24 protein-coding genes and 1 pseudogene are annotated in these 25,484 nt (G+C 64.3%); 8 read left to right on the plus strand and 17 right to left on the minus strand.

Annotated elements, in window-relative coordinates:
* Positions 1 to 452: 452 nt before the first annotated feature.
* From P6U23_RS37145 to P6U23_RS37155, 3 genes are all read left to right on the plus strand, one after another.
* Positions 453 to 1,238 carry a transglutaminase-like cysteine peptidase gene (locus P6U23_RS37145; RefSeq protein ID WP_407177238.1) on the plus strand — a complete coding sequence of 262 codons (786 nt, stop codon included), beginning with the start codon at positions 453 to 455 and terminating at the stop codon, positions 1,236 to 1,238.
* 137 nt (positions 1,239 to 1,375) lie between these two features.
* Positions 1,376 to 2,128 (plus strand): ABC transporter ATP-binding protein, encoded by a 753-nt coding sequence (locus P6U23_RS37150; protein ID WP_407177239.1) that lies wholly within the window; start codon positions 1,376 to 1,378, stop codon positions 2,126 to 2,128.
* Positions 2,125 to 3,651 carry a permease gene (locus tag P6U23_RS37155; protein ID WP_407177240.1) on the plus strand — a complete coding sequence of 509 codons (1,527 nt, stop codon included), beginning with the start codon at positions 2,125 to 2,127 and terminating at the stop codon, positions 3,649 to 3,651. Before P6U23_RS37150 ends, P6U23_RS37155 begins: the two co-directional genes overlap by 4 nt.
* Positions 3,652 to 3,654: 3 nt before the next feature.
* On the opposite strand, the gene P6U23_RS37160 is transcribed toward P6U23_RS37155, so the two are convergent.
* Entirely contained in the window at positions 3,655 to 4,578 is a 924-nt protein-coding gene (locus tag P6U23_RS37160) for an alpha/beta fold hydrolase (protein ID WP_407177241.1), read from the minus strand.
* A 208-nt stretch (positions 4,579 to 4,786) separates the two neighbouring features.
* Between P6U23_RS37160 and P6U23_RS37165 the strand changes: the two genes are divergently transcribed.
* Positions 4,787 to 5,512 carry an MBL fold metallo-hydrolase gene (locus P6U23_RS37165; RefSeq protein WP_407177242.1) on the plus strand — a complete coding sequence of 242 codons (726 nt, stop codon included), beginning with the start codon at positions 4,787 to 4,789 and terminating at the stop codon, positions 5,510 to 5,512.
* A gap of 69 nt (positions 5,513 to 5,581) precedes the next feature.
* Positions 5,582 to 6,118, plus strand: coding sequence for a hypothetical protein (locus P6U23_RS37170; protein ID WP_407177243.1), 537 nt, complete (start codon positions 5,582 to 5,584; stop codon positions 6,116 to 6,118).
* Positions 6,119 to 6,392: 274 nt separating this feature from the next.
* Here the strand turns inward: P6U23_RS37170 and P6U23_RS37175 are convergent, their stop codons facing one another.
* The 16 genes and pseudogenes from P6U23_RS37175 to P6U23_RS37250 all read right to left on the minus strand — a co-directional run bounded on the left by P6U23_RS37175 (position 6,393) and on the right by P6U23_RS37250 (position 22,812).
* On the minus strand, positions 6,393 to 6,848 hold the full coding sequence (locus tag P6U23_RS37175) for a cupin domain-containing protein (protein ID WP_407177245.1): 456 nt from the start codon (positions 6,846 to 6,848) through the stop codon (positions 6,393 to 6,395).
* Between the two features lie 270 nt (positions 6,849 to 7,118).
* The gene (locus P6U23_RS37180; protein WP_407177246.1) at positions 7,119 to 8,378 is read right to left on the minus strand and encodes an aminopeptidase; all 1,260 of its coding nucleotides are present in this window, start codon (positions 8,376 to 8,378) and stop codon (positions 7,119 to 7,121) included.
* Between the two features lie 197 nt (positions 8,379 to 8,575).
* A pseudogene (locus tag P6U23_RS37185) lies at positions 8,576 to 9,508 on the minus strand (sensor histidine kinase); the annotation flags it as partial.
* 436 nt (positions 9,509 to 9,944) lie between these two features.
* Positions 9,945 to 10,637, minus strand: a complete 693-nt coding sequence (locus P6U23_RS37190; RefSeq protein ID WP_407177247.1) for a winged helix-turn-helix domain-containing protein — start codon at positions 10,635 to 10,637, stop codon at positions 9,945 to 9,947.
* A gap of 83 nt (positions 10,638 to 10,720) precedes the next feature.
* On the minus strand, positions 10,721 to 11,236 hold the full coding sequence (locus tag P6U23_RS37195; RefSeq protein ID WP_407177248.1) for a hypothetical protein: 516 nt from the start codon (positions 11,234 to 11,236) through the stop codon (positions 10,721 to 10,723).
* A 284-nt stretch (positions 11,237 to 11,520) separates the two neighbouring features.
* On the minus strand, positions 11,521 to 12,711 hold the full coding sequence (mmsB, locus tag P6U23_RS37200; protein WP_407177249.1) for a multiple monosaccharide ABC transporter permease: 1,191 nt from the start codon (positions 12,709 to 12,711) through the stop codon (positions 11,521 to 11,523).
* Complete coding sequence (gene mmsA, locus P6U23_RS37205; protein WP_407177250.1) at positions 12,708 to 14,285, minus strand: multiple monosaccharide ABC transporter ATP-binding protein; 1,578 nt, start codon at positions 14,283 to 14,285, stop codon at positions 12,708 to 12,710. Before mmsA ends, mmsB begins: the two co-directional genes overlap by 4 nt.
* Before the next feature lie 82 nt (positions 14,286 to 14,367).
* Positions 14,368 to 15,441 carry a multiple monosaccharide ABC transporter substrate-binding protein gene (gene chvE / locus P6U23_RS37210; protein ID WP_407177251.1) on the minus strand — a complete coding sequence of 358 codons (1,074 nt, stop codon included), beginning with the start codon at positions 15,439 to 15,441 and terminating at the stop codon, positions 14,368 to 14,370.
* Between the two features lie 64 nt (positions 15,442 to 15,505).
* A complete protein-coding gene (locus P6U23_RS37215; protein ID WP_407181711.1) occupies positions 15,506 to 16,390 on the minus strand; it encodes an SMP-30/gluconolactonase/LRE family protein in 885 nt (294 codons plus the stop codon).
* Positions 16,390 to 17,472: an aldose epimerase family protein gene (locus P6U23_RS37220; RefSeq protein WP_407177252.1), complete on the minus strand. Its 1,083-nt coding sequence runs from the start codon at positions 17,470 to 17,472 to the stop codon at positions 16,390 to 16,392. The genes P6U23_RS37215 and P6U23_RS37220 overlap by 1 nt, the downstream gene beginning before the upstream one ends.
* Positions 17,469 to 18,245 carry a FadR/GntR family transcriptional regulator gene (locus P6U23_RS37225; RefSeq protein WP_407177253.1) on the minus strand — a complete coding sequence of 259 codons (777 nt, stop codon included), beginning with the start codon at positions 18,243 to 18,245 and terminating at the stop codon, positions 17,469 to 17,471. The genes P6U23_RS37220 and P6U23_RS37225 overlap by 4 nt, the downstream gene beginning before the upstream one ends.
* A gap of 386 nt (positions 18,246 to 18,631) precedes the next feature.
* Positions 18,632 to 19,558, minus strand: coding sequence for a Gfo/Idh/MocA family protein (locus P6U23_RS37230; RefSeq protein WP_407177254.1), 927 nt, complete (start codon positions 19,556 to 19,558; stop codon positions 18,632 to 18,634).
* Positions 19,559 to 19,735: 177 nt separating this feature from the next.
* Positions 19,736 to 20,704, minus strand: a complete 969-nt coding sequence (locus P6U23_RS37235) for a PDR/VanB family oxidoreductase (RefSeq protein ID WP_407177255.1) — start codon at positions 20,702 to 20,704, stop codon at positions 19,736 to 19,738.
* Positions 20,701 to 21,222 (minus strand): MOSC domain-containing protein, encoded by a 522-nt coding sequence (locus P6U23_RS37240; protein WP_407177256.1) that lies wholly within the window; start codon positions 21,220 to 21,222, stop codon positions 20,701 to 20,703. Before P6U23_RS37240 ends, P6U23_RS37235 begins: the two co-directional genes overlap by 4 nt.
* Before the next feature lie 57 nt (positions 21,223 to 21,279).
* Positions 21,280 to 22,593 carry an MFS transporter gene (locus P6U23_RS37245; RefSeq protein ID WP_407177257.1) on the minus strand — a complete coding sequence of 438 codons (1,314 nt, stop codon included), beginning with the start codon at positions 22,591 to 22,593 and terminating at the stop codon, positions 21,280 to 21,282.
* A gap of 87 nt (positions 22,594 to 22,680) precedes the next feature.
* Positions 22,681 to 22,812 carry a hypothetical protein gene (locus P6U23_RS37250; protein ID WP_407177258.1) on the minus strand — a complete coding sequence of 44 codons (132 nt, stop codon included), beginning with the start codon at positions 22,810 to 22,812 and terminating at the stop codon, positions 22,681 to 22,683.
* A gap of 122 nt (positions 22,813 to 22,934) precedes the next feature.
* Here P6U23_RS37250 and P6U23_RS37255 point away from each other — a divergent pair, with 122 nt between their 5' ends.
* The 3 genes from P6U23_RS37255 (at position 22,935) to P6U23_RS37265 (ending at position 25,479) form a co-directional block, all read left to right on the plus strand.
* Positions 22,935 to 23,498: a helix-turn-helix domain-containing protein gene (locus P6U23_RS37255; RefSeq protein WP_407177259.1), complete on the plus strand. Its 564-nt coding sequence runs from the start codon at positions 22,935 to 22,937 to the stop codon at positions 23,496 to 23,498.
* Between the two features lie 41 nt (positions 23,499 to 23,539).
* Complete coding sequence (locus P6U23_RS37260; protein ID WP_407177260.1) at positions 23,540 to 24,466, plus strand: LysR family transcriptional regulator; 927 nt, start codon at positions 23,540 to 23,542, stop codon at positions 24,464 to 24,466.
* Between the two features lie 158 nt (positions 24,467 to 24,624).
* The gene (locus P6U23_RS37265; RefSeq protein ID WP_407177261.1) at positions 24,625 to 25,479 is read left to right on the plus strand and encodes an alpha/beta fold hydrolase; all 855 of its coding nucleotides are present in this window, start codon (positions 24,625 to 24,627) and stop codon (positions 25,477 to 25,479) included.
* Positions 25,480 to 25,484 lie beyond the last annotated feature (5 nt).

The following is a 25,484-nucleotide window of genomic DNA, read 5'->3' on the forward strand; positions in this document are numbered from 1 at the left end:
TGAGGTAATATTTGCGCGATTTGTGGGCATATTAGGTAAATTCCTGGACGTAATAGGTTATCTAAAGTAGATCAGAGCATAGAATTAACTTGAATACTTTGGATTGCTTTAGCCCGCACCTCCTCGCGGGATGGTGTGCGATTCTCCCAGCTAGAGCTGTGATCTGAATAACAAATCCGTGGGCGTCCCACGCATTAGCCATATCCAGCGGAAATCGGCGGCCTCACAACTGACGCGTGCACTTTGCATCGTTTCGCGGAGCGCCGGACCGCTTGCCATCATTAAAACTGTCGGCAAAGCCGCAAACCGGCTTTTAGCCTGATTCGAGCTTTCCGGCCGCAAAGGGCCGCTCTTAAGCAGAACAAAAGCGCCCTCACCCATCATCGCCCACGAAACGATCCGGTCACGCGCGAGCGCAGCAAGCCTCGACGATGCCCGGACAGGGGCGTCAGATGGGGCTTCTCAGTCGTCAGCGCATCGCGCTTGCGGCCGTGCTCGCGTGCGGCTTGGCGCATTTTACACCGGCAACCGCGCTCGAAGCGGCTTCGCCCGATTCGACCCGCGCAACCGAGCTGCCTGTCTCGACCGCTGAACCGTTCGGGCTGCCCACCTTGCCCCCAACGGCCGGCGCGCTGCAGGACAAATGGCGCGCGCTTGCACGCAAGCTTGACGACGAGCGGGTGCAGCTTGCGCTTTGCGATGGCGACCGCGAGCGCTGCGCCTCGGACGCGGCACTGCGGTTTCTCGCCATCGTCGATCTGGGCCGCTCGCGCGAGGGCCGCGCCCGTCTCGGCGAAATCAACCGCGCCATCAACCTTGCGATCCACCCGATGAGCGATCTCGCGCAATACGGCGAAGTGGACGTCTGGAGCCCGCCGCTTGCGACCTTCGACCGCGGCGCCGGCGACTGCGAGGACTATGCAATCGCCAAATTCGTCGCGCTGCGCCAGGCCGGCGTGTCGGCCGAGGATCTGCGCATCGTCATCATGCGCAACGTCCTCCATGGCGAAGATCATGCCGTCGCGGCGGCAAGGTTGGACGGACACTGGCTGATGCTGGACAACCAGCGCATGGCCATGGTCGAGGACTCTTATGTGCGCAATGTCCGGCCGCTGTTCGTCATGGACGAGCAGCACCTGAAGACATACGCCGACCCGGAGCTGCTCGCTGCGGGACCGGATCGCGACGCCGCGCCGGCGATTGCAGCGCAGCCGGCCCTGATCAGCGCGTCGAACTAAGGCAGTCGCCGCTTTGCCCACCGAGTGTGTCTCGCGGCCGGCGGCCACGTCGGCATTCGCTGCATCAGATTCATCGTGCCGAAATATCTTTTGGCGATGTTCGAAACCGGAAGCGCAAAACAGACAGTGACGACCTCATGAAAGCGGATCTGCCGGCCCTGCAGGTGCAAGGCTTAACAAAGCGTTTTGACCGGCTAGCGGTCGACGGACTCGAGCTTACGGTGCGCGCCGGCGAATTCTATGCGCTGGTCGGCCCGAATGGCGCCGGCAAGACCACCACCTTGCGTATGGTCGCAGGCCTGCTGCGGCCCGATGCCGGCTCGGTTTCGATCTTTGAGGTGGACGCGCTGCACGATCCCATCGCAGCCAAGCAGATGGTGGCGTGGGTCTCCGACGAGCCGATGATCTATGACAAGCTGACACCGCTCGAATATCTCGAATTCGTCGCCGGCCTCTGGGGCGTCGATCCCTCCGTCTCGACGCCCGCCGCGCGCGACCTTCTGATCTCGCTCGGGCTCGAGCCGCATCTAAGCGAGCGCTGCGAAGGCTTCTCCAAGGGCATGCGCCAGAAGGTGGCGCTCGCCGGCGCGCTGGTGCACGATCCCCGGCTGATCATCCTGGATGAGCCGCTCACCGGCCTCGACGCGGTCTCCGCCCGTCACGTCAAGGGCTTGCTCGGCGAGCGGGTGCGTGGTGGCTGCACCGTGATCATGACCACGCACATTCTCGAGGTGGCCGAACGGATGGCCGACCGCATCGGCGTCATCGCGGCCGGCCGGCTGGTCGCGGAGGGCACGCTGACCGAGCTGCGCGAACAGAACGGCCATGCCAATACCAGCCTCGAGGATCTCTTTATCGCCCTGGTCGATGTGAAGGCCGAGGCGGCATGAACACGGTGACGACGCTCACCTGGTTTGCCCGCCACGAACTCAGGCTCGCATGGCGCGAATGGCTCGGCATGATGACCGGTGGGCGGCGGGGGCGAAGGCGCGCTGCGGTCATCGGCCTGATCGTTTTCGCCGCCATCATGCATCTTCCGGCCTATGCCGTGATCGGCCGCTTTGCCGAGTTGCAGGAGCCGCTCGGCAAGACATCCCTGATCGTCATCACGTCGACGATCTTCCTGGCGTGGGCCCTGATGCTGTCGCAGGCGATCGAGTCGGTCACGCGCGTGTTCTACGCCCGCGCCGATCTCGATCTGATCATGTCGTCGCCGGCAAGGCTGACCAATCTGTTCTCGGTGCGCATTGCCGCGATCGCTTTGATGGTCACCGGCATGGCGCTGTTGTTCTCGACGCCCTTTGTCGACGTTCTGATTCTGTGCGGCGGCATCCGCTGGCTAGCCGCCTTCGGCGTCGTCGCCGCCGTCGGGCTCTCCGCGACCGCGCTGGCGATCGCGGTCACGATCCTGCTGTTTCGCCTGATCGGGCCAGGCAAGACCCGGCTGATCGCCCAGATTCTCGCCGCCTTCATCGGCGCAGGCTTCGTCATCGTGCTGCAGATCGCAGCGATCGTCTCCTACGGCACGCTGTCGCGCTTTGCCATTCTCACCTCAGATGCCGCGGCTGCATTCGCCCCGGATGCCGATAGCCTCCTTTGGTGGCCGGCGCGCGCGGCGCTCGGCGAGGCGGGAGCGCTCATGCTCCTGCTCTCGGCCAGCCTGCTCCTGCTTGGCGGCGTGATGGCGATCTTTTCGCCGCGCTTTGCCGATACCGCGACGGCCGCTTCCACACAGGCGATCTCCAATCGCCGGGGACGGCGAGCCGCTGCGTTGCGCGGCGGCTCGCGGCAGCAGGCGCTGCGCCGCAAGGAATTCCTGCTGCTCGGGCGCGATCCATGGCTGATCTCGCAGACCTTGATGCAGTTGCTCTACCTCGTGCCGCCGGCGCTGTTGCTGTGGCGAAGCTTCTCCGACCATTCAGGCGCGATCCTGCTGATCACGCCGGTCCTTGTAATGGCGGCCGGGCAGCTCGCGGGCGGGCTGGCCTGGCTGACGATATCAGGCGAGGACGCCGCCGACCTGGTCGCGACCGCACCACTGCCCGCGTCCGCGGTCCTGCGCGCCAAGATCGAGGTTGTGCTGATTGCGATCAGCGCGATTTTCGCGCCATTGACCGCAGCGCTCGCCCTTGCCGCGCCGCTGCAGGCGCTGGTCACGGCCGGCGCCGTCATCGTCAGCGCCGCCTCGGCGACCGCGATTCAGCTCTGGTTTCGCGTGCACGCGAGGCGCAGCCAGTTCCGCCGCCGCCAGACCTCATCACGGCTCGCGACCTTTGCCGAAGCCTTCTCCTCCATCGGCTGGGCCGCGACGTCGGCGCTGGCGCTGGCGATTCCGATCGGGGCCGCGCTGACCGGCCTCATGACCGCAGGCATCATCGCGGCAGCCTGGAAGCTCAGCCCGCGACGGGAGTGATTGTCAGCGGTGAATCAGCTCCAGCACCGCGGCCGCAAACGCTTCCGGTTCCTCCTGCGGCAGATTGTGCCCGGCGCGTGGGACCATGCGATGACGGCGCGGTCCAGTAAACTTTGTCGCCTGCGCGGTGCCATCCGTTGCCGGAGCGACCCCGTCGGCATCACCGTCGAGTGTGATCGCCGGCACCGTGATCGGCGGCAGCGCCGCCAGCCGGCGCTGAATATCTGCATAGCGCGGGTCGCCCGTCGCAAGCCCGTAGCGATGGCGGTAGCTATGGATCGCGATATCGACGAAGTCGGGATTGTCGAATGCCGCCGCCGAGCGCGCGAACGCCGCATCATCGAACTGCCAGTTCGGCGACCATTGCCGCCAGAGAATTTTTGCGATCTCCCGACGGTTGGCGGCGAGCCCGGCGCGGCCGCGCTCGATCTGAAAATAGTATTGATACCAGTATGCGATCTCGCGTTCGACCTGCGCGGGCCGCATGGCATTGGCGATATCCTGGATCAGATAGCCGTTCACCGAAACCAGGCCGATGCAGCGCGCCGGCCACAGCGCGGCGCCAACGCAGGCGGCGCGCCCGCCCCAATCATAGCCGGCAAACACCGCGCGCTCGATCGACAGCGCGTCGATCAGCGCGATCAAGTCCGCGCCGATGGCGGCTTGCTCGCCGGAGCGCGGCGTCGAGGGGTCGAGAAAACGGGTCGGGCCGTAGCCGCGCAAATAGGGAACGATGACCCGGCAGCGTTTTTCCGCAAGGATCGGCGCGACATCGACATAGGAATGGATGTCATAGGGAAAGCCGTGCAGCAGTACGGCGGCCGGGCCGTCCGCCGGCCCTGCCTCGTAATAGGCGATATCGAGCAGGCCGGTGTTGATATGACGCAGCGGCTCCAGCCGCTCGGACGAAGATGCGCGAACCGCCATGGTTGCAACTCCCCATCGGCCGCCATCATGGCGGCGCTGACATTCTGTTGATCGGCGAGATCATAGTTCGGTCCGCGGTTCGGCGATACAGTTTGAGCGTCGACAATCGCCGAGCCTTGCCGTGTTCCGCTGTCTTTCCGCCGTTTTCGTCCTAGTGGGCTTTTTCTTGGCGCCGGCCAGAGCCCAGGATGCCCAGCGCAGCGAGTGCATGGCGATCTCGCAAGCGCCGCGCGCGACGCCGGTCGGCCTGCGCCAGGCTGCCGCCAATACGGACGAGGTCGCAATCACCTATGGCGGCCATTCCACCTACTACATCGACACGCCCGGCGGCGTGCGGATCGCGACCGACTATAGCGGCGCCTACCAGATCGGCCGCTTGCCCGATGTGGTCACCATGAACCGCGCACATTCCACGCATTACACCCTGTTCCCGGATCCGCGCATTCCCCATGTGCTGCATGGCTGGCGCGATGACGGACAGCCCGCGCATATTTCGGAGCGGATCGGCGATGTCTTCATCCGCAATGTGACGACGGACATTCGCCGCTATTATGGCGACTATTCGGGCACCGACATGATCAAGGACGGCAACTCGATCTTCATCTTCGAGGTCGCCGGGCTCTGCATCGGTCATCTCGGTCACCTGCATGTCAAGCTCGACGACAGCCATTTCGCGGCGATCGGTCGGCTCGATATCGTGATGGTGCCGATCGACGGCACCTACACCATGTCGCTCGACGGGATTTCGGACATCACACGACGTCTGCATGCCTCCGTCGTGCTGCCGATGCACCGCTTCGCCACTCCGCTGGAAGAATTCATGCAGCGGATCGGCAAGGATTTCTCGATCGACGTCCGCAGCGGGCGGACCCTGAAGATTTCCCGCGAGACGCTGCCGGCGACGCCCACAGTGATCATTCTCGAAGGCGTCTAGGCGGGCCGCAATTTTCTCCAAGTCTCAGCGGTGATGCCGTGCTGATCTCCGCAAAAATGGAGATCCCGCATGGACGCCTCTCAGATCGATTTGCCCGCGGTGCTGCACGCGCAAGGCCCCGACCCTGAATACGCCGAGGCGCTGCAACTCTATGGACGCTTCGTCGGAAGCTGGGATGCCGATATCACGGCGCACGGCGGAGGCGGCATCAGCCATCAGGCGCACGGCGAAATCCATTTCGGATGGGTGCTGCAAGGCCGCGCCATCCAGGACGTCTGGATGATCCCGCGCTCGGCCGACCGGAGCAACGCGCCCGCCTTTCCGATTGCCGGCAACTGGTACGGCACGACGATCCGGGTGTACGACCCGACAATTGATGCCTGGCGCATCTACTGGATCGATCCCGCGACCAACGCCTTCCGCCAGCAGATCGGACGGGCGCGGGGGCCGGACATCGTCCAGGAAGGCACGACCGAGAGCGGCGTGCACACGCGCTGGAGTTTCACCGAGATCACGGCGAACTCGTTTCACTGGCTCGGCGAGGCCAAGCCCGCGGACAGCCCGGACTGGCGGCTCGTGGTGGAGGTGCGCGCCCAGCGCCGGTGAGGCGGCCTGGCGAACCTGCGCCCAGAGCGGTGCGCCGCGCTGAGCGAATTGAGAGGAAGCGCGCTCCGCCGTCATTGCGAGCGAAGCGAAGCAACCCAGACTTTGTCCGCGGATACAGTCTAGATTGCTTCCGCCTTCGCGCACAGGCGCTTCGGCGGGACTCCAAGCCTCGCCATAGCTCGCCGAGCGAGCGGCGGCGGGTCGTCGCTTGCGCTCCTCGCAATGACGGGCTTGAAGGCGCTCGTCCGCCTTGGCAGCTTGATCGGCGGACGCGCTAGCCCGCCCCCATCAGGCTCGTGGCCTGGCGGGTGCCGATCGGGAAGAAGATCCGCTTGAGCTTGTTGATCGCACGCCCCGCGAGTCCGAGCACGAAGGGCTGCGTCTTGCGGCAGAAGGCGAGCTTCTTCACATGACCTTCGACATGCCATTTGGCATGCGCGCCGTCGCGGAAGAAGATAACGTCGCCGGGGCCGTAACGTGTCGGGCGCATGGTATCGCTCTCGAGCACGATCGATCCTTCCAGGATCAGGATCGTCTCATCGAAAGTGTAGTACCAGTTGAACTTCCCTTCGGTGCAGTGCCAAACGATTGTGGAGGCAAGCCCGTCGGCGCTGCGCGACAGCTCGCAGCCCGTCGCCTCCGGCTTGCCTTCGAGAATCCACGACGGCTCGATCGGACGCGGCGTCATTTCCACGTCGGTCTTGCCAATTTCAATCATCTTGCGCGACATCGATCCCCCCTGAATGGAAAGCAAAGGCGGCAAGCCCTGAGCGAGCAGCCGCCGTTGCACCCAACCTAGCCGCGTGCTTTTAAGCCTTCCTTTCGAAAGTCCTTACAATTGATCGAAAAGGCGGAGATTGCGGCTGCGGTCCGTTAAACACTCCGTTCATGGTAAACGCAGCGGCAGTCCGTCTCATCCTCGTTGCAATCTCGAGATTGCCCGGTGCGCAATTGCGCACCTGAGGTTCGATGCTTCGCATCGCCCCGGAATGACCTTCGGTCACCTCGCCCATTCGCCCTTGCGGAACACGGGGACGCGGCGGCCATCGGCGTGGACGCCGTCGATGTCGGTCTGGTCGGAGCCAATCATCCAATCGATGTGGATGAGGCTCTGGTTGCCGCCTTGCGCGGCGATCTGCTGCGGGCTCAGCTTGTCGCCGCCCACGAAGCATTTGGAGTAGCACTGGCCGAGCGCAATGTGCGAAGCGGCGTTCTCGTCGAACAGGGTGTTGAAGAACAAGAGTCCGCTCTTCGAGATCGGCGAGGAATGCGGCACCAATGCCACTTCGCCGAGCCGGCGGGCGCCCTCATCGGTGTCGAGCACCTTGGTCAGGACCTCCTCGCCGCGGCTCGCGCGCGCCTCGACGATGCGTCCCTCCTCGAACTTCACGGCGATGTTGTCGATCAGCGTGCCCTGATAGGAGAGCGGCTTTGACGACACCACATGGCCCGAGACGCGCCGGCAATGCGGCGTGGTGAAGACCTCTTCGGTTGGGATATTGGCATTGCAGATGATGCCGTTCTTGGCGAGCGAGGCGCCGCCTTCCCACTCATGGCCGTCGGCGAGCCCGATCGTGAGGTCGGTGCCCGGGCCGGTATAATGCAAGGCGTGGAAACGCTGGCCGTTCAGCCATTCGGTGCGCTCGCGCAATGTGGCGTTATGGCGGTCCCATTCGGCAAGCGCATCCTCGCGATCGACGCGCGAGGCAGAAAAGATTGCCTCGGCAAGCTTTGCCACCGCAACCGCTTCCGGTTCCTCCGGAAACACCTGCTTGGCCCAGGATGGACTGGGATAGGCGATGATGTTCCAATTGGTGTCGAAATTGACGATCTTCTCCAACGCCGGCTGATAGGCCATCGAATTGGCCTTGCTGGCGCGCGCCACCTTCACCGGATCCTCGCCCGACAGCAGCATGGGATTGTCGCCGACGATGGCAAGCCGCGCGGTGTTTTGCGAGAACGCCTTGCCCATGCCCTCATAGAGCCAGGCGGCGGCGTGATCGAAACCGGCCTCATGGCCGAAGCGGTAGCGCGCCAGCGTCACGGTCTCGTCGGACAGGATCGGCGTAACGATGCCGGCGCCCGCCTTGTAGGCATATTCGGCGATCTTGCGCACCAAAGGCAGCGCAACCGCGGGCGCGGTCACCAGCAGATCCTGGCCCTCGCGCAATCGCAAGCCCACCTTGATCGCCACTTCGGCGAGGCGGTCAAGTTTCACAGGATCGACGGGGGCGGAAGGGGTGCGCTCGAGTGCGGTCATGTACGGTAGGCCTGTTGTGGAGGATAGGTCAGCATATAGTGCGTTTGGTGCGCGATGGAAGCGGAACCGGCGGCGTTCGCCGCTCGAAGCGTCATCGCCGTGGATGAAGCGTGTTCCTCACCATCACCGTCATCCCTGCAAAGGGCGAAGCCGTTTGCAGGGATGACGGGTTGACATGGGCGCCCGCTTCAATTCGATCACGCTTTGGCCACCGGCGCCGAAAACCAAAGCCTGAACTTCAGACCCGGCGCATTGTCCAGCATCTCGATCCGCGCCCCGTGCAGGCGCGCCACCGCGGCGACCAGGCTGAGGCCGAGACCGTTGCCCGGCGTGTAGCGGCTTTGCTCGAGACGGTAGAAGCGCTTGAACACATGGTCGTATTCGCAAGGAGGAATGCCGGGGCCGTCGTCGGCGATCGTGACGACCGGCTCCCCCTCAATGTGTTCGCTTGATACGATGACCTGTCCACCGGCGCGGCCGTGCTTGATTGCATTGTCGACAAGATTGGCGATGGCATCGAAGATCAGGTCCCGATCGCCGGTGACGAGGACGTCCCGATCGCCACCGAGCGTCAGGTGGGTGCCATCCTGCTCGGCCGCGGCGTCATAGAGTTCCACGACCTCGCCTGCGATCTCCGCCAGGTTCACGGTGCGAAAGCCTACTTTCCGCGCTTGCGTCTCGATCTGCGCGATTCGCACGATCGAGGCAAAGATGCGCAAGACGACGTCAAGATCCGCGATCGTGTCGCCGATCAGCGCCTGATCGGCATCGCCGCTGCGCGGACGCTGATAGGCCTTCTCCAGCCGCCCGCGCATACGCGTCAGCGGCGTGCGCAGGTCGTGCGCGACATTGTCGCTCACCTGCCTGACCTCGCCCATCAAGGTTTCGATGCGGTCCAGCATCAAGTTGAGATTTTCGGCAACACGGTCCCATTCGTCATGGCTGCCGCGCAGCGGGATTCGCTTGTCCAGGCCGCTCGCCATGATCGCCCGGCTGGTTGCATTGATCTGCTCGATCCGCCCCACCGTCCGGCGTGTCACCAGGATGCTTGCCATCGCAGCCAGCACGAAGGTCAAGATGACGCCCGAGATCAGGGCCATCTTGATTTGAGCGGTAAAGCTGTCGAGATCGCTGATGTCCCGCCCGACCAGCAGACGATCGCCACTCGCGAAGTTCTCGACCATCCCACGCACCAGCGGCGGCCTGGTTGCGTTTGGCGCAGGATCGGCCGCGCGGAATTCGGTCCATCCGTTCGTCGTGGCGACCTGCGGCCACTGCGCGAAATTGCCGGCCACCACGGTCCGCGACGGATCGGCGAGCAGGTAGACGTGATCGGCAAATCCCCTGTCGGCCATGCGCTGGCGGATGAGTTCGGTCAGCGCGTCGCGGCCCGAGCGCAGGTAAGCCTCGCGCAGGCTCATATATTCGGCCAGGATGGCGCGATCCGACCGGCTGCGGACGTAATGGGCGGTCGACAGATAGACGTAGCTGAAGATCGCCGAGACGATCACGCCGAACGTCCCGATCGCGATCAGGGCCAGCTTGAAGGTCGACGACGTCAGCGTCTTAGCCAGGAGCACGGAGACAATACCCGACGCCGCGAACCGTGTGGATCAGCGGATAGGCCTGCTGGTCGTCGACCTTGCGGCGCACGCGGCCGACATAGACATCGATGATATTGGTCGACGGATCGAAATGCAGGTCCCAGACGTGCTGCAGCAGCATCGCGCGCGACACGACGCGGCCTTCGTTGCGCACCAAATATTCCAAGAGCTGGAATTCCTTGGGCAGAAGCAGAATTTCCTTGCCACGCCGGCTGGCGGTGCGCGAGATCAGGTCGATGGCGAGATCGCCGACCCGCAGGATGGTCTCCTTGGCGACGGTGTCGCTGCGGCGGCCAAGCGCCTCCAGCCGCGCAAGCAGTTCGAGGAAGGAAAACGGCTTGACCAGGTAATCATCGCCGCCGGCACGCAAGCCGCGCACGCGATCGTCGACTTCACCGAGCGCGCTGATGATCAGGAAAGGCGCGGCGATGCCGTTATCGCGCAACTGGCGCATTACCGTGATGCCGTCGATATCCGGCAACATGCGGTCAATCGTGATCACGGCGTAATCGCGAGCCGCGCCGAGGCTCAGCGCCTCGCCGCCGGTAGAGGCGAGATCCACCTGATAGCCGCTGGTCGCGAGTTGCTCCGTCAACTGGCCAGCGGTTTCCGGGTCGTCCTCGACGACGAGGATGCGGCGACGACCTCCCGTCATGGCTTTGCTCCGACGATCGCCACCAGCCTAGCAAGTCTTGCGGGACATGCGCCAGTGGCGATCATCACGATGATGCACGGCGGTTAGAAGTAGCCGTAATCCGCGCAGACATTGACCCACTGCGCACCATACGGCGTCCACGCCCAGCGCCAGCAGCCATCGTAATAGCCGTAATCGGCGTAGAAGAAGGGCCCGCCAAAAAAGGCAAAGCGGCGGAAGCGATGGTGGAAGAACGGGCGATGGAAGCCGAAGCGTGAGAATCCCGGCGTGAAGGCCGCATGCGCGAAGCGCGCGCTTGCGAAACGGCTCCCGGCAAAGCGCGGGCCGCCACCAAATCCACCGAAGCGCGGACCCGGGCCGACAGCCGCAAAACGCGGGCCTCCGCCCATGCCGCCGAAGTGCATTCCGCCTCCTCCCATGCCGCGCATGCCACCACCACCAAAACCGCCGGCGTGCATGCCGCCGCCGCCGAAGCCTCCGCCATGGCCGCCGCCGCCGCCGAAGCCACCGCCGCCACCACCACGGCCGAAGGCCGGCGACGCAAGCGCAAGCGCGGTCCCGAGCGCGCCCGCAATGAGAGATTTAGCAAGCTTGTTCATCCCATTCCTCCGTTGTCCAGTTGCAGCGATGAAACCAGTCGCAAGAGGAGGTCAGCAGACCCAAGTCATGCCGCTTCTTCAACTGACAAATGCGCCAGATTCTGACACCGATGTTAGGCACATTCCGCAAGAGGTGGTCCGACGGCACCGCTATCGCGCAAGCGTCGTCACCAAGGGAAATCCTCGCGCTGAGCCGGCGTCAGGATCGAGAAATGCGGGGATCGGCCGCCAACCGCGGGAGGTGAACCGCCGAGGCAACCAACTAGATGCGATTTCAGCGGGCGCTAGCGTCGCTGGTTGTAGACGTCGAGGCAGACGGCGCCGAGCAGCACCAGGCCCTTGATCACCTGCTGATAATCGATGCCGATGCCGAGGATCGACATGCCGTTGTTCATCACGCCCATGATCATCGCGCCGACCACTGCGCCGCCGACCCGACCCACCCCGCCATAAGCGGAGGCGCCGCCGATGAAACAGGCGGCGATGACGTCGAGCTCGAAGCCGGCGCCGGCCTTGGGCGTTGCCGTGTTGAGACGCGCGGCGAAGACGAGGCCGGCGAGCGCAGCCAGCACGCCCATGTTGACGAAGGTCAAAAAGGTCAGCCGCTCGGCCTTGATGCCCGACAGCTTGGCCGCCTTGGCGTTGCCGCCGACGGCGTAGATCTGGCGGCCGATCACGGTCCGCCGCGTCACAAACCCGTACAGCGCGATCAGCGCCGTCATGATGACGAGCACGTTCGGCAAGCCCCGGTGCGAGGCGATCAGATAGGTGAAATAGAGCACCACGCCGGCAAGCACCGCACTCTTGCCGACAAAGAAGGCATAAGGCTCGACCTCGATGCCATGCGAGGCTTCGCGTGCCCGGACCTTGGCGCTGGCATAGACCAGCGCCAGCGCCAGCGCGGCGCCGATCAGAAGCGAGGTCGGGTGAAAAGTGCCGGCACCTGAAAACAGCTCTGGAATGAAGCCCGACGACAGTTTCTGGAAGGTCGCCGGAAACGGCCCGACCGACTGGCCCTGCAGCACGGCAAGCGCCAGCCCCTTGAACACCAGCATGCCGGCGAGCGTGACGATGAAGGAGGGAATGCCGAAATAGGCGACCCAATAGCCCTGCGCCGCCCCGATCGCCGCCCCCACCAGAAGGCAGGCGATGAAGGCGAGCGGGTAGTCGATGTGATAGCGCACCATCAGCACCGCCGCGACCGCGCCGACGAAGCCCGCCACCGAACCGACGGAGAGATCGATATGGCCGGTGACGATCACGAGCAGCATGCCAAGCGCCATGATGACGATGTAGCTGTTCTGCAGCACCAGATTGGTGAGGTTGAGCGGCTGCAGCAGCGTGCCGTCGGTCACCACCTGGAAAAACAGCATGATCACGAACAGCGAGAGCAACATGCCGTAGTTGCGCAGATTGTGCTTGATGAAGCTGCCGGCCTTGCGTTCCTCGGGCAGCGAAACCGTCTTGTCGGTCATGGCCGCACTCCTTCCATCGGCATGTCGCTTTCGCGCGCCCCGTTGCTGGTTCTCTTGTTATGCATGATCGCGCGCATGATCTTTTCCTGCGTGGCATCGCCGCTCGCGAACTCGCCGACGAAGGCGCCGTCGTTCATCACGCAGATCCGGTCACAGATGCCGAGCAACTCAGGCATTTCCGACGAGATCACCACGACGCCTTTGCCGGCCTCGGCGAGCTCGTTGATGATGCAATAGATCTCGTATTTGGCGCCGACGTCGATGCCACGGGTCGGCTCGTCCAGGATCAGCACCTGCGGGTCCGTCATCAGCCATTTCGACAACACGACCTTCTGCTGGTTGCCGCCGGAGAGCTGGCCGGTCTCCTGGTAGACGTCGGAGCAGCGAATGCGCATGCGGGTCCGATAGTCGCTGGCGGCCCTCAACTCGGCGACATCGTCGATGACCCAGCGCGGCGCCACCTGGGCGAGGCTTGCCAGCGTGATGTTCTTGCGCACGTCGTCGGCGAGGATCACGCCGAGCTGCTTGCGATCCTCGGTCACGTAAGCGAGGCCGGCGTCGATGGCGGCCGGCACGCTGGAAAGCTCGACCTCGCAGCCCTCGAGCGCAATGCGGCCCGTGATGTTGCGGCCCCAGGCACGGCCGAACAGGCTCATGGCGAATTCGGTGCGGCCGGCACCCATCAGGCCGGCGATGCCGACGACCTCGCCGCGCCTGACCTGGAAATCAACGTTCTTGATGACCTGCCGCTCGGGATGCAGCGGATGGTAGACCGACCAGTTCCTAACCTCCAGGACCGGACTGCCGATGCGGGCGTGACGCTCGGGAAAGCGATGCGCGAGGTCGCGATTGACCATGCTGCGGATGATGCGGTCTTCCTCCACCGGCTGTGCGCCGCAATCGATGCTATCGACGGTGCGGCCGTCTCGCAGCACCGTAATGCGGTCGGCGACGCGGGCGACCTCGTTCAATTTGTGGGAAATCAGGATCGAGGCGATCCCCTGCTCGCGGAACGCAAGCAGCCGATCGAGCAGCGCCGCGCTGTCGGCCTCATTCAAGCTGGCGGTCGGCTCGTCCAGGATCAAGAGCCGCACGCGCTTGGACAGCGCCTTGGCGATCTCGACGAGCTGCTGCTTGCCGACGCCGAGATCGGTGATCAGCGTATCGGGATGCTCGCGCAGGCCCACCTGGGCCAGCAACTCGCGCGTCTGCCGATACACCGCGTCGCGGTCGATGATGCCGAGCCGCGCCGGCGGGTGCGACAGGAAGATGTTCTCGGCGATCGACAGCAGCGGGATCAGCGCCAGTTCCTGGTGGATGATGATGATGCCGAGCGCCTCGGAATCGTTGATGTCGCGAAAGCGCCGCTCCTCGCCCTCGAAGATGATGGCCCCTTCATAGCTGCCGTGCGGGTAGACCCCGCTGAGCACCTTCATCAGCGTCGATTTGCCGGCGCCGTTCTCACCGACGAGGGCATGGATCTCGCCGGCCCGAACGGTGAAATTGACGTCGCGCAGCGCCTGCACGCCCGTAAAGCTCTTGCTGACGCCGCGCATTTCCAGCATTGCCGTCATCGCATCATGTCCCGCATCGCCGAACGGTGTTTCCTCGGGGTCTCCGGCAGGCGCGGGTTCCACGCCTGCCGGAGATTGCGGCTCAATCGAATTGCGAGCGCTTGTAGTAGCCGGAGTCAATCAAGACCTTCTCCCAATTGCCTTTGTCGACCACCACGGGCTTGAGCAGATAGGAGGGCACCACCTTGACGCCGTTGTTATAGGACTTGGTGTCGTTGACGGGAACCTGCTTGCCGCCCAGCGCCGCGTCGACCATGTCGGCGGCGACCTTCGCGAGATCCCTCGTATCCTTGAAGATGGTGGACGACTGGTCGCCGCGCAGAATCGCCTTGATCGAGGGCACCTCCGCGTCCTGCCCGCTGATCACAGGCATCGGCTGGTCGGGGCTGCCATAGCCGACGCCCTTGAGCGAGGAAATGATGCCAATGGAGATGCCGTCGTAGGGCGACAGCACCGCATCGAGATGCTTGCTGCCGTAGAAGGCGCTGAGCAGATTGTCCATGCGCGCCTGCGCGGTGGCGCCATCCCAGCGCAAGGTCGCCACCTTGTCCATGCCCATCTGGCCAGAGACGACGACGAGCTTCTTGCTGTCGATGTAGGGTTGCAGCACCGACATCGCGCCGTTGTAGAAGAAGTAGGCGTTGTTGTCGTCGGGCGAGCCGCCGAACAGCTCGATGTTGAACGGACCCTTGCCGTCCTTCAAACCGAGCTTCTGCTCGATCGACTGCGCCTGCAGCACGCCGACCTGGAAATTGTCGAAGGTCGCGTAGTAATCGACATTCGGCGTATCGCGGATCAGGCGATCATAGGCGATCACGGTGATGCCGTTGGCCTTGGCCTGCTTGAGCACGTCGGAGAGCGTGGTGCCGTCGATCGCGGCGATCACCAGCGCCTTGACGCGCTTGGTCACCATGTTCTCGACCTGCGAGAGCTGGTTCGGAATATCGTCCTCGGCATATTGCAAGTCGGCATCATAGCCGCGCTCCTTCAACACCTTGACCATGTTGTTGCCGTCGTCGATCCAGCGCGCGGAGGATTTGGTCGGCATGGCGATGCCGATCGTCCCCTTGCCCTGGGCAAGCGCGCCGGTGCCTGAGGACATCGCCGCGAAACTCGCCAGTGCGAGCGCGGCGAAGGTGGTCTTCAGCTTGAGCATTCTTCCACTCCCTTTCTTCTCTTGGTTTTGACGTTACGATCGAAGATTGACTTCCCTTGTCTGCTTACGAAGCTCCGAGCTTCACGTCGGGCTCTGGACGCCCCGGCGCCGATACGTCCAACACGAAGGTGCGGCCGTGCTCGGGATCGGCCGCGCGCGCGGCCTCGTCCATATCCTGCCAGGCCGAGGTGACGAGCAGGCGCGACAGATCGGGGCCGACGAAAGCCGGGCAGCTTGCCTGGCGCGCCGGCACGTGGAGGCAGCGCAGATGCGCGCCCTGCGGGCTGTAGACGTCGACGCAGCCGCCGCCCCAGCGCGCGTTCCAGATCCGCCCCTCGGCATCGACCACCGCGCCGTCGAGACCGCCGACATCGCGATGTCGCAGCAACTCCTCCGGCGGGCCGATGGGCAGGCCGGTCGAGGGATCGAGAGGAATGCGATAGAGTACGTTTTCCGCAGTGTCGGCGAAATAGCCGAGCGCACCATCGGGTGAGAAGCAGATCGCGTTCGGGATCGTGATCGCTGAAAACAGCCGCGAGAGCTCGCCGCGGTGAAGCGCATAGATCGCCCCCATACCGCGTTCCGCCTTGCGGCCCATGGTGCCGATCCAGAAGGTGCCGGACGGATGCCCCCGCGCATCATTGGAGCGGGTGCGCGGATTATCGGCCTCGAGCGGGCGATACAGCCTCATCGCGCCGTCGCCGACGTTACGAATATAAAGACCGTCTTCCGCGACGACGAGCTGGCGCTCGGCATCGATGCGCGCCAGCGCGCTCGCCATCCTGCCCAGCGCATGGCTGCGCACACGGCCGCTGCCAACGTGCGCTTCGAAGAGGCGGCCTTCGAGAATATCGAACCACCAGGCGGTGTCGGTCGCCGCGTCATAGGTCGGCCCCTCGCCGAGATGGCAGCGTTCATCGCAAAGAATGGAAGTCGGCAGGCGCTCCATCATGCCCCTCCGCGTCGGCTCGAAAAGCGATAGACAATGTGATGCCGATAGATTTCGCCGGGCGCGAGGTGCGGGCTCGGAAAATCCGACCGGTTCGGCGCATCGGGCCACACCTGCGGCTCGAGACAGATGGCGTCGGACTGGCGGTAGAGCCGCCCCTGCTTTCCGGCGATCGATCCGTCGAGATAGTTCCCCGAATAGACCTGCAGGCCCGGCTGGTCGGTGAAGAGTTCGAGGACGCGGCCCGACCGGGGCGCCTCCAGTCGTGCGGCAAATCTCAACTGCCGATCGTCTGCCAGGCAGAAATTGTGGTCATAGCCTCTCCCGTTTCGCAACTGCGCGTTGTCCTGGCGGATCCGGGCGCCGATGGCGGTGGGCTTACGGAAATCGAAGGGCGTGCCCGCAACGGAGCGCGGTGTCGTCGGCAAGGGAATTGCCGTTGGATCGATCGCGAGAAAACGCTCGGCCGCGATCGTCAGGCCGTGATCGAGGATATCGGTTCCCGAAGCCGCGCCTTCAAGATTGAAAAAGCTATGATTGGTGAGATTGACGACGGTCGGACGGTCCGTGCTTGCCCTGAAGGCAAGCGACAATTCGGATGGGCCCGTGAGCTGATACATCACGCTGACCGCGAGCCGGCCAGGATAGCCTTCCTCACCATCGGCGCTGACATAGGTCAGCGTGACCGAGGGCTGCTCGCCCTCGTTCGTCTCCGTAATCTGCCAGAGCTGCCGGTCAAAACCGTTCGGGCCGCCATGCAGGGCATGCGGGCCATTGTTGGCCGCAAGCCGCACCATCTCGCCATCAAGCTCGAAGCGGGCATTGGCAATGCGGTTGGCGTAGCGGCCGACGGTCGCGCCGAAGAAACGCCGCTCGCCGACGTAACCGGCAAGATCGTCATGGCCGAGCACGACGTCGTCGCAATGCCCGACCGCATCGGGCGCGATCAACGCCTGCAGCGCCGCGCCGTAGGTGATGACATGGGCTGCGAAACCTTTGGCGCCGTGCAACACGATGCGCTCCACCGCGCGGCCATCCGGCAGCGCGCCGAAGACATCCCTGACGAGACGCTGACCGATCATGGCCCGTGCTTCCAATCCGGCTTGGCCGCGACATTCTCGGCTGCCTGCAAGCCGGCCGATCGCTCGTGGCGGTGCATGCCGTTGTGAATGACCTCGACCATGGCTCTCGCCGCCATATCGGCGTCGCGGTCCGCGATGGCGTCGACGATACGCTGGTGCCAGAGCAGCACCGTCTCGCGGTCCTGCTCCTCGGACGGCGCGCTGAGCAGGAAAGAAGCGCGCAACGCAGCCTCGATCACATGGCCGATCGAGCGCATGAACAAATTGCCTGACGCATTGGCCACCGCGATGTGCAAAGCGAGATCGGCATCGGCGAAGCCGACGGAATCGGGAGCTTCCTGCCGCATCAGCTCCATGCTGCGCCTGAGCGCAAGGATGTCGGCTTCCGAGCGGCGCGCCGCGGCGAGCCGCGCCGCGCGGGGCTCGACGGCGAGACGGATCTCGGCGAGATCGCCGAGAAAGCGCCGGTCGATGCCGGCGTCGAGATGCCAGGCGAGCACATCGGCGTCGAACATGTTCCAGGCGCCGCGCTCGCGCACGATGGTGCCGACCCGCGCCTTGGTCGAGAGCAGCCCTTTTGCCACGAGCGTCTTGACGGCTTCGCGCAGCACCGGCCGCGATACGCCGAACATCGCGATGAGTTCGGCATCGCCCGGCAAGCGCATTCCTTCCGCGTAGCGGCCGGCGATGATGTCGACGCCGATGCTGCGCGCGACCTCTTCGTGGTTGGAATGAGCCCGCCGCGTGGGGATAACGACAATGCGCGATGTCATGGCTTTGCTCCTGCACGAACGCCGCCGAGCGGCGCGTCTATGCACACCGGTTACGAGACCGGGCGCGTCGACGGATCATGCAATGCGCGAACGGATCGCCGGGAGCGGAGCGCCTTCGGTGGACAGCGAGGTCATGCGGACGGCCGACGCCGTGGCCGCAACAAGCGCTTTGAGGATCATGAGGCGCGTTCTCCCAAGATATGATTGTCGCGGTGCCACTTCTTTGGTGTTGTGGCACCTTCGGGCCACCCGTTTGGGGGTAGCAGCAGGACTATTTCACGGAAAACGTGCGCCGACTAGTCATATTATTTGACTATTTTGCGCCTTTTTGGTGGACCCGTCGCGCCAAAAGGCGCTGGTAAAGCGAAGTACCCGGCGCCTGCTGCTTAGAAGGCAAAGGGTTCGACCTGCCGCGCCCGACCGAGCAGGAAGGCATCGGCCACCAGTTGCAACGGCGACAGGTCGACATCGCTCTGCCCTTCCCGGACCAGTTCGACGAAGCAGCGATAGAGCAGCGGATAGGAGTCCTTCTTGGCGTCGACCAGGACCTCCTCCCCGGCGAGCAATCGAGCGCCACCGGCGGAGAGCGTGACAGGCCCCTTGTCGGTTTCGAAATGGATCTCCCAGATTTCGCGGTCGCGTTCGCGAAAATCGAAGCTCGCCCGGATCGGCAGACCCGCGCCATCAGAGAGTTCGAGTTCGACGGCAATCGGGGCTGCACGGTTTGCGGGAATCTCCAAACTCGAGGTCGTCACGAACGGGGGCCGCGGCAGGATGCGCGTCAGGATCGAGAGCGCATTGATGCCGGGATCGAACACGCCAAAGCCGCCGGGTGCAAAAATCCACTCCTGACCCGGATGCCATTTGCGGACATCTTCCTTCCAGGTGATGGTTGCGCCCAGCAGCTTCCGCTCCGCGAGCAGGCGCCGCGCCGGCTCCACGGCAGGCGCGAACCGCGCGTGCCAGCTCGCAAACAAGCTGCGCCGCGCCCCGCGCGCCGCCGCAATGAGCGGAAGAATCTCGCTGACCGCTCGGCCCGGCGGCTTTTCCAGAAACACGTGTTTTTGCGCGGCCAGGGCAAGCGCGGCTTGCGCGCGCCGCATCTGCGGCGGCGTGGCGAGCGCAACCGCATCGATCTCGGGGCCGTTCCGCAGCAGCTCCTCCAGCGAACGAAAATGCGGGACGCCCGCAGTCACCGGCTTCGGATCGGCAACGGCGACCAGCGTCACGCCGTCCGTTCTTGCGATGGCCGGCACATGCTGGTCGTGCGCGATCTTGCCGAAGCCGACAATCGCCATCCGAATGTCGCTCAACGTTTGTTCCTTTGGGTGAATAGCCGGAACCGGCGGGGAGGATCGCGGCAGCATAACCGCGGCGAGCACATCGCGCTACCGCGAAGCGCTGATCTCGACCCGTCATGCTAAGGAGGCCGCGAAGGCGGCCGTCTCGAAGGATGACGGGACCAATTTGAGCTCCGCTTCAAACCTGCTCTAAAGATCCAAGACCAATCGTTCGGACTCCGACCCGGCGACGCAGACCATCAGAAAGCGCTCGCGTTCATACGGCGAGAGCACGCGATCACGGTGCAGCGGCCGGCCTTCGAGCCAGCCGACCTTGCAGGCGCCGCAGATGCCGCCGCAACAGGAGGTCGGCACCTCGATGCCGACATCCTCCAATGCGGACAACATGCTCTGGCCGGCGCGCACCGGAATTTCGGTGCCCGCACGCGCAAGCACGAGCATGTACGGCTTTGCGTCGGGATCGACAGCGAGCGGCGGCGGCACGAAGCGTTCGACATGAACATTGTGGGCCGGCCAGCCTTCGGCTGCCTGCTCGAAATCGGAAATCATCGATTCCGGGCCGCAACACGCGATCACCGTATCCGGACGCTTGTCTGGACACACTTGGCCAAGCAGAGCGGCGATTTCGGGACGACCATGTCTGGAAGTGTCGTGCCACACGACGCGGCCTTCGGCGATCAGCGGCGCAAGCCGATGCTTGAGCGGCAACTTCTCGCGCGCAATGACGTGAAGCGTGAAGTCGTCGTGCCCGATCCGCCGCAGAGAGCTGGCAACGGACAGGTAGGGTGTGACGCCGATGCCGCCGGCGACAAGGATGTAGCGCGCCGCCGGGGAGTCCAGCACAACCCCGCCTCGCGGCAGCGAAACGCCGATGCTGTCGCCGATCATCACCTCCTCATGCAGCGCGATCGAGCCGCCGCGACCATCGGCCTCGCGCTTGACCGCAACGACATAGCGCGTGTTGTCGGCGGGATCGTTGCATAGCGAATAGGTCCGCACGAGACCATTCGCCAAATGCAGATCGACATGCGCGCCCGGCTTGAACGGCGGCAGCTCCCATCGATCGGGATCGACCAGGGTGAACACCTTGATGCCATGGCCGTCGTCATCGATGGACTCGACGACGGTCTTCACGGTCGTGATCGGCCGCTTGCTCATGCGGCATTGCGCACGATGTCGCCGACCCTGACGACGCCGCCCCGAATGATCCTGCAGTTGAGCCCCGAGCGATTGATCAGCGCATCGAAAATCGCCTTGCCGGTGATCTCCTCGATATGCCGGCAGGGAATCGACAGCCGCGTGGCTTCCAGCAGCGTCTCGCCGAGCCAGAAGCGCTGTCCGACCAGATGATTGAGCGGCACGCCTTCCACCGTCACGTTGCGCCGGTGCTCGTGCGCGCCGAGCTCGATATTGGCATCGCGCTTGAGCGCGATCAGTGTCTCCAATTCGAATAAGGTGACCTGCCGCCCCTCTTCCGGCTTGTGCGAATAGAAGCCCTCCTCGCGGCCGATCATGTAACGATCGCCCTCGATGCCGTTGCCTGCGACCAGCGTCAGCTCGGGCATCGCGCGCATCGGCAAGAAGGCGCGCGGAGTGATGTGCAGATAGCGAACAAAACCCGTCCACGACGGTTTTGCCACGGCGTCCGCGTCAACAGCTTCGACTTTATCCAGCATGATGAAATATCCCGGTCAGGCCATTGAGCCTAGCACAAAACAAGGCCGTGGCATGGATCAAGTCAGCTCCTTGTTCGCCATTTCGGGCGCGACGTAGGTGGCGGTCGCCGTGATCATGGCGCAGGCGATCAGGAACAGCGAAACCGGCCAGGTCGCGCCACCGCTCACTGCCATCAGAGATGCCGCGATCAGCGGGGTCAGGCCGCCGCTCAAGGCCGCACCGACCTGAAATCCGAGCGAAGCACCGCTATAGCGCAGGCGCGCCGAAAACAGTTCCGAGTACCAGGGCGCGCCGATGCCGAACATCACCATCTGCCCGAAGCTGATGGCAATGACGATGGTGAGGATGACAATGGTGGGATCACGCGTGTCGAGCAGCCAGAACAGCGGGAAGGCAAACAGCACGGAAAACGCACAGCTCGCAAAGAACATGGTCTTGCGGCCGAAGCGATCCGACATCCAGCCGAACAGCGGAATCGCGAACAGCGCGACCACGGAGGAAGCAAACGCACCGTTCAACACGACACTGCGCGGCAGGCCGAGATTTGCGGTCGCGTAAGCCATCGCGAAGACGCCGCCGATGCTGGCCCAGGCGATCTCGGAAATCTTCAGGCACACGGCGGTGAAGAAGGGGCGGCGGTGGTGCGTGAAGATCTCGACCAGCGGCAGGCGCGCGACATCGTTCTTCGCCCGCACCTGACGGAAGGCAAGGGTCTCGTCCATGCTGAGGCGGATGTAGAGACCGACGCCGACCAGCAGGACCGAGATCAGGAAAGGAATCCGCCAGCCCCAGCTCATGAATTGCGCCTCGGGCAGACCGGCGACGAGAGCGAACATGCCGACCGCGGCGATATTGCCGATGGGATTACCGACCTGCACCATGGCCCCCAGCAGCCCGCGCCGGTCGCTCGGACAATTCTCCACCACCATCAGCACAGCGCCGCCCCACTCGCCGCCGAGGCCGATGCCCTGCAGGAAGCGCAATGCGACGAGAAGCAGCGGCGCGGCGATGCCGATCTGCTGATAGGTCGGCAGCAAGCCGATCAGGAACGTGCCGAGCCCCATGACGATGATGGTGATTGCGAGCATCGCCTTGCGGCCGACGCGATCGCCATAGTGGCCGAAGACCGCGGCGCCCAGCGGACGCGCCAGAAAGCCAACGGCGTAAGTGCCGAAGGCAGCGATCGTCGCCAGCGTCCCGTTGCCGGCGGGGAAGAAGATCTTGTTGAAGACGAGGGCGGTTGCGGTGGCGTAGATCAGAAAGTCGTACCATTCGACCGCGGTGCCGATCACGCTCGACCACACGATCCGCCGCAAGGTCGCGCTATCGTCCTCAACGGTTTTGAAATCAACCTGCTCCGCTACGCTCATCAAGCTCTCCCTTCTCGCGCGCACGCCTGCGCGCAGTTGGTCGGATGCCGGCTTGAAAGAGCGATCATGTTTACTGTCAGCAATCAATTACAGAAAAGCGGCAATTGCCGCCCGAATCGGCACGAACGCCGACTTGCTGCATTCTGCGGCAAATTCGTCGCGTTTGATGCCGCCTTTGCTCATGAAATTCGCGCCGATGCTTGAAATTTCCGCCATCATGTTTTCTGTGAGATATCCATCGCGGCTCGCTGATTGTGCAGCATTGGCGCCGCTCGCACTGGCAGATCGCCGCGATCTGCGGCAAAAAGGGCGATCCAAAGATCTCGCGCCGGGAGAAGAGATTGCTCGACATCACCAAAGCCGACGGCGTTGGCGCCAATATCCGCCAACTGCGCATGGCCAAGGGCATGACGCTGGATCGGCTCGCGAGTTTGAGCGAGCTCACCCGCGGCTACATCTCGCTGGTCGAACGGGACCTGAAGATGCCCTCGATCGCGGCGCTGTTGCGTATCGCAGCCGCGCTCGAGGTGAAGGCCGCCTATTTCTTCGACCCCAACTCCGAACCAGCGCCGCGCTATACCCTGTTTCGCCAGGAGGATCGCAACACGCCTTTACGGGAGGGCGGTTTCGAGCTGTTTGCGCTCGCCGCCGGACGCACGCGGAAAATGATGGAGCCGTTCCTGTTGAGCCCGCCGTTGAAATCGGCGCAGCGCGCTTCCCATGCCGGCGAAGAGATGCTGTTCGTGGTCAATGGCAGGATCGCCATCAAGCTCGACGGCGAGGAGCTGATCTTGTCCAAGGGCGACTGCCTGTATTTCTCCGGCGAGACGCCGCACGAGGTCAGGAGCCTCGGCCGGCAACGCGCCGAGGTGCTGGTGGTGGTGGCGCAGACCAGCAATAATTGACACCGTGACCCAATCGCTCTCTTGCCGAGGTCCTTGAGAACTTGCGTATCCATGCTGCCGCGCTTTTGTATTTCGACGCGGTCCGCCGCGCCGGCTCGATCCGCGAAGCCGCACGGCGGCTGAACGTCGCCTCCTCCGCGGTGAACCGCCAGATCCTGAAGCTGGAGGGCGAAGTCGGCGCACCGCTGTTCGATCGCTTTCCCGACGGCATCAGGCTTACCTCGGCGGGCGAAGCGCTCGCGCGGCATGTGCTGGTCGTGCTGCAGGATCTCGATCGCGCGCGCTCGGATATCGAGGGGCTGAAGGGCGCGCGGATCGGCCACATCGCCATTGCGGCCGTCGATGGCGTTTGCGGCGCGCTGCTGCCGGACGTGCTCCGCCGTTTGCGCGAGCGAACGCCACGCGTCACCGTCTCGGCGGACTCGATGGGATCACTGGCGATTCCGCGCGCGGTGCTCGAGGGCGAGGTCGATATCGGCATCGCCTTCGCGTTGCCGCGCCACGCTGAATTGCGGCAGGTCGCGGTCGGACGCTTCCGGCTCGGCGCGATCATGGCGCCCGATCATCCGCTGGCCTCGCGGCCCAAGGTCACCCTGTCGATGTGCTTCGATCACCCGGTGATCATGCCCATGGGCGAGCTCTCGATCGGGCAATTGCTGGCGCCAGCCCTGGCGCGGCTGCCGCGCAACGTACAGCCGATCATCCGCTCATCCTCGATCGAATTGATGCGCGAGCTCGCCGAGCGCAGCATCGGCGTGTCATTCCAGACGCGGGTTGGGCTGGAGCGGCACATCGCCGAGGGACGGCTGGTTCATGTGCCGCTGGACGCTGGCGGACCGATCTGGAGCGACCTCGGCGTCTATGTCCGCGCCGGGCGTGCGCTTCCCGCAACCCTCGACCTCGCCTTGCACATCCTCTCGGAGGAGGTGCGCCGGCGCGAGGCCGCCGAGCAGGCAAAAGGCTCCTAAGCCTTTCTGCTTGCTGCGATTTTCAGGCGATGCCGATTTGGCATCAGCTTGTGCGAAATTCTCTGCTTTCTCGCTCGCAACGCGCCAGTTAGCCTTTTCGCAAACGATGGAGACCGCGCGACAATGGCGTCAGCGCTTGAGCAATCGCGTATCGCGGCATGACCCAGGCCGCTGCTGATCCCGCCATCCTGATCCACGGCGCCTGGCAAGGCGGCTGGGTGTGGGACCGACTGATTCCGCTGCTGGCCAAGACGGCCGGAATTCTGTCCGTCGCCGTCGACCTGCCGGGCAACGGCAAGGACGATGTCAGGCCGGCCGATGTCTCGCTGGATCTCTACGTCGCGCATATTGGCGGCGTGCTGAAACGACTCGGCGGCCGCGCGAGCCTGGTTGCGCATTCCGGCGGCGGCATCGTGGCCTCCGCTGTCGCCGAGCGTTTTCCCGAATGCGTCAGCCGCATCGTCTATGTCGCCGGAATGATGCTGCCGAGCGGCATGGCCTTTGCGGATCTGGTTGCGGAGCTCAAGGGCGATCACCCCGATGCAGTCGGCGTCGCGCCGCACCTCATCTGGTCGCGCGACCGGCTGACGAGCCGCGTCCCCATGCAGGTGGCGCTCGCCTATTTCTTTCACGATTGTCCTGTGGCCGATGCCGCTGCCGCCGCGCAGCGGCTCACACCGCAGCCCGACCGCGGCCGCGCCGTGCGAGCCCGGCTTACGCCGCAACGATTTGGCCGCATTCCACGGCTTTATGTCGAGGCCGAGGCCGACCGCGCCGTGATTCCCGCATGCCAGCGCCGCATGCAGGCACTCGTTCCCGGCGCCGACGTCGTGACGCTGCCGACCGGGCACGCGCCGCATCTCGCCGCGCCGCGACTGCTCGCCGATGTGCTGATCCCGTTCCTGACGGCGAGCGAAGATGGCCCGGCCTTTGCAACAACTGCTCTCAGACCTGTCATGCAAGATGCGAGCGCGAGCAGTGGATCGCCGCGGCGGCGCGCCAGCCGCAAATGAATTTC

It is taken from the genome of Bradyrhizobium sp. STM 3562, from assembly GCF_045571435.1.
Lineage (GTDB): Bacteria > Pseudomonadota > Alphaproteobacteria > Rhizobiales > Xanthobacteraceae > Bradyrhizobium.

Coding starts and splice junctions, on each gene's coding strand:
- P6U23_RS37145 (WP_407177238.1), top strand. CDS start 453: ATGGGGCTTCTCAGTCGTCAGCGCATCGCGCTTGCGGCCGTGCTCGCG.
- P6U23_RS37150 (WP_407177239.1), top strand. CDS start 1,376: ATGAAAGCGGATCTGCCGGCCCTGCAGGTGCAAGGCTTAACAAAGCGT.
- P6U23_RS37155 (WP_407177240.1), top strand. CDS start 2,125: ATGAACACGGTGACGACGCTCACCTGGTTTGCCCGCCACGAACTCAGG.
- P6U23_RS37160 (WP_407177241.1), bottom strand. CDS start 4,578: ATGGCGGTTCGCGCATCTTCGTCCGAGCGGCTGGAGCCGCTGCGTCAT.
- P6U23_RS37165 (WP_407177242.1), top strand. CDS start 4,787: ATGGCGATCTCGCAAGCGCCGCGCGCGACGCCGGTCGGCCTGCGCCAG.
- P6U23_RS37170 (WP_407177243.1), top strand. CDS start 5,582: ATGGACGCCTCTCAGATCGATTTGCCCGCGGTGCTGCACGCGCAAGGC.
- P6U23_RS37175 (WP_407177245.1), bottom strand. CDS start 6,848: ATGTCGCGCAAGATGATTGAAATTGGCAAGACCGACGTGGAAATGACG.
- P6U23_RS37180 (WP_407177246.1), bottom strand. CDS start 8,378: ATGACCGCACTCGAGCGCACCCCTTCCGCCCCCGTCGATCCTGTGAAA.
- P6U23_RS37190 (WP_407177247.1), bottom strand. CDS start 10,637: ATGACGGGAGGTCGTCGCCGCATCCTCGTCGTCGAGGACGACCCGGAA.
- P6U23_RS37195 (WP_407177248.1), bottom strand. CDS start 11,236: ATGAACAAGCTTGCTAAATCTCTCATTGCGGGCGCGCTCGGGACCGCG.
- mmsB (WP_407177249.1), bottom strand. CDS start 12,711: ATGACCGACAAGACGGTTTCGCTGCCCGAGGAACGCAAGGCCGGCAGC.
- mmsA (WP_407177250.1), bottom strand. CDS start 14,285: ATGACGGCAATGCTGGAAATGCGCGGCGTCAGCAAGAGCTTTACGGGC.
- chvE (WP_407177251.1), bottom strand. CDS start 15,441: ATGCTCAAGCTGAAGACCACCTTCGCCGCGCTCGCACTGGCGAGTTTC.
- P6U23_RS37215 (WP_407181711.1), bottom strand. CDS start 16,390: ATGGAGCGCCTGCCGACTTCCATTCTTTGCGATGAACGCTGCCATCTC.
- P6U23_RS37220 (WP_407177252.1), bottom strand. CDS start 17,472: ATGATCGGTCAGCGTCTCGTCAGGGATGTCTTCGGCGCGCTGCCGGAT.
- P6U23_RS37225 (WP_407177253.1), bottom strand. CDS start 18,245: ATGACATCGCGCATTGTCGTTATCCCCACGCGGCGGGCTCATTCCAAC.
- P6U23_RS37235 (WP_407177255.1), bottom strand. CDS start 20,704: ATGAGCAAGCGGCCGATCACGACCGTGAAGACCGTCGTCGAGTCCATC.
- P6U23_RS37240 (WP_407177256.1), bottom strand. CDS start 21,222: ATGCTGGATAAAGTCGAAGCTGTTGACGCGGACGCCGTGGCAAAACCG.
- P6U23_RS37245 (WP_407177257.1), bottom strand. CDS start 22,593: ATGAGCGTAGCGGAGCAGGTTGATTTCAAAACCGTTGAGGACGATAGC.
- P6U23_RS37250 (WP_407177258.1), bottom strand. CDS start 22,812: ATGATGGCGGAAATTTCAAGCATCGGCGCGAATTTCATGAGCAAAGGC.
- P6U23_RS37265 (WP_407177261.1), top strand. CDS start 24,625: ATGACCCAGGCCGCTGCTGATCCCGCCATCCTGATCCACGGCGCCTGG.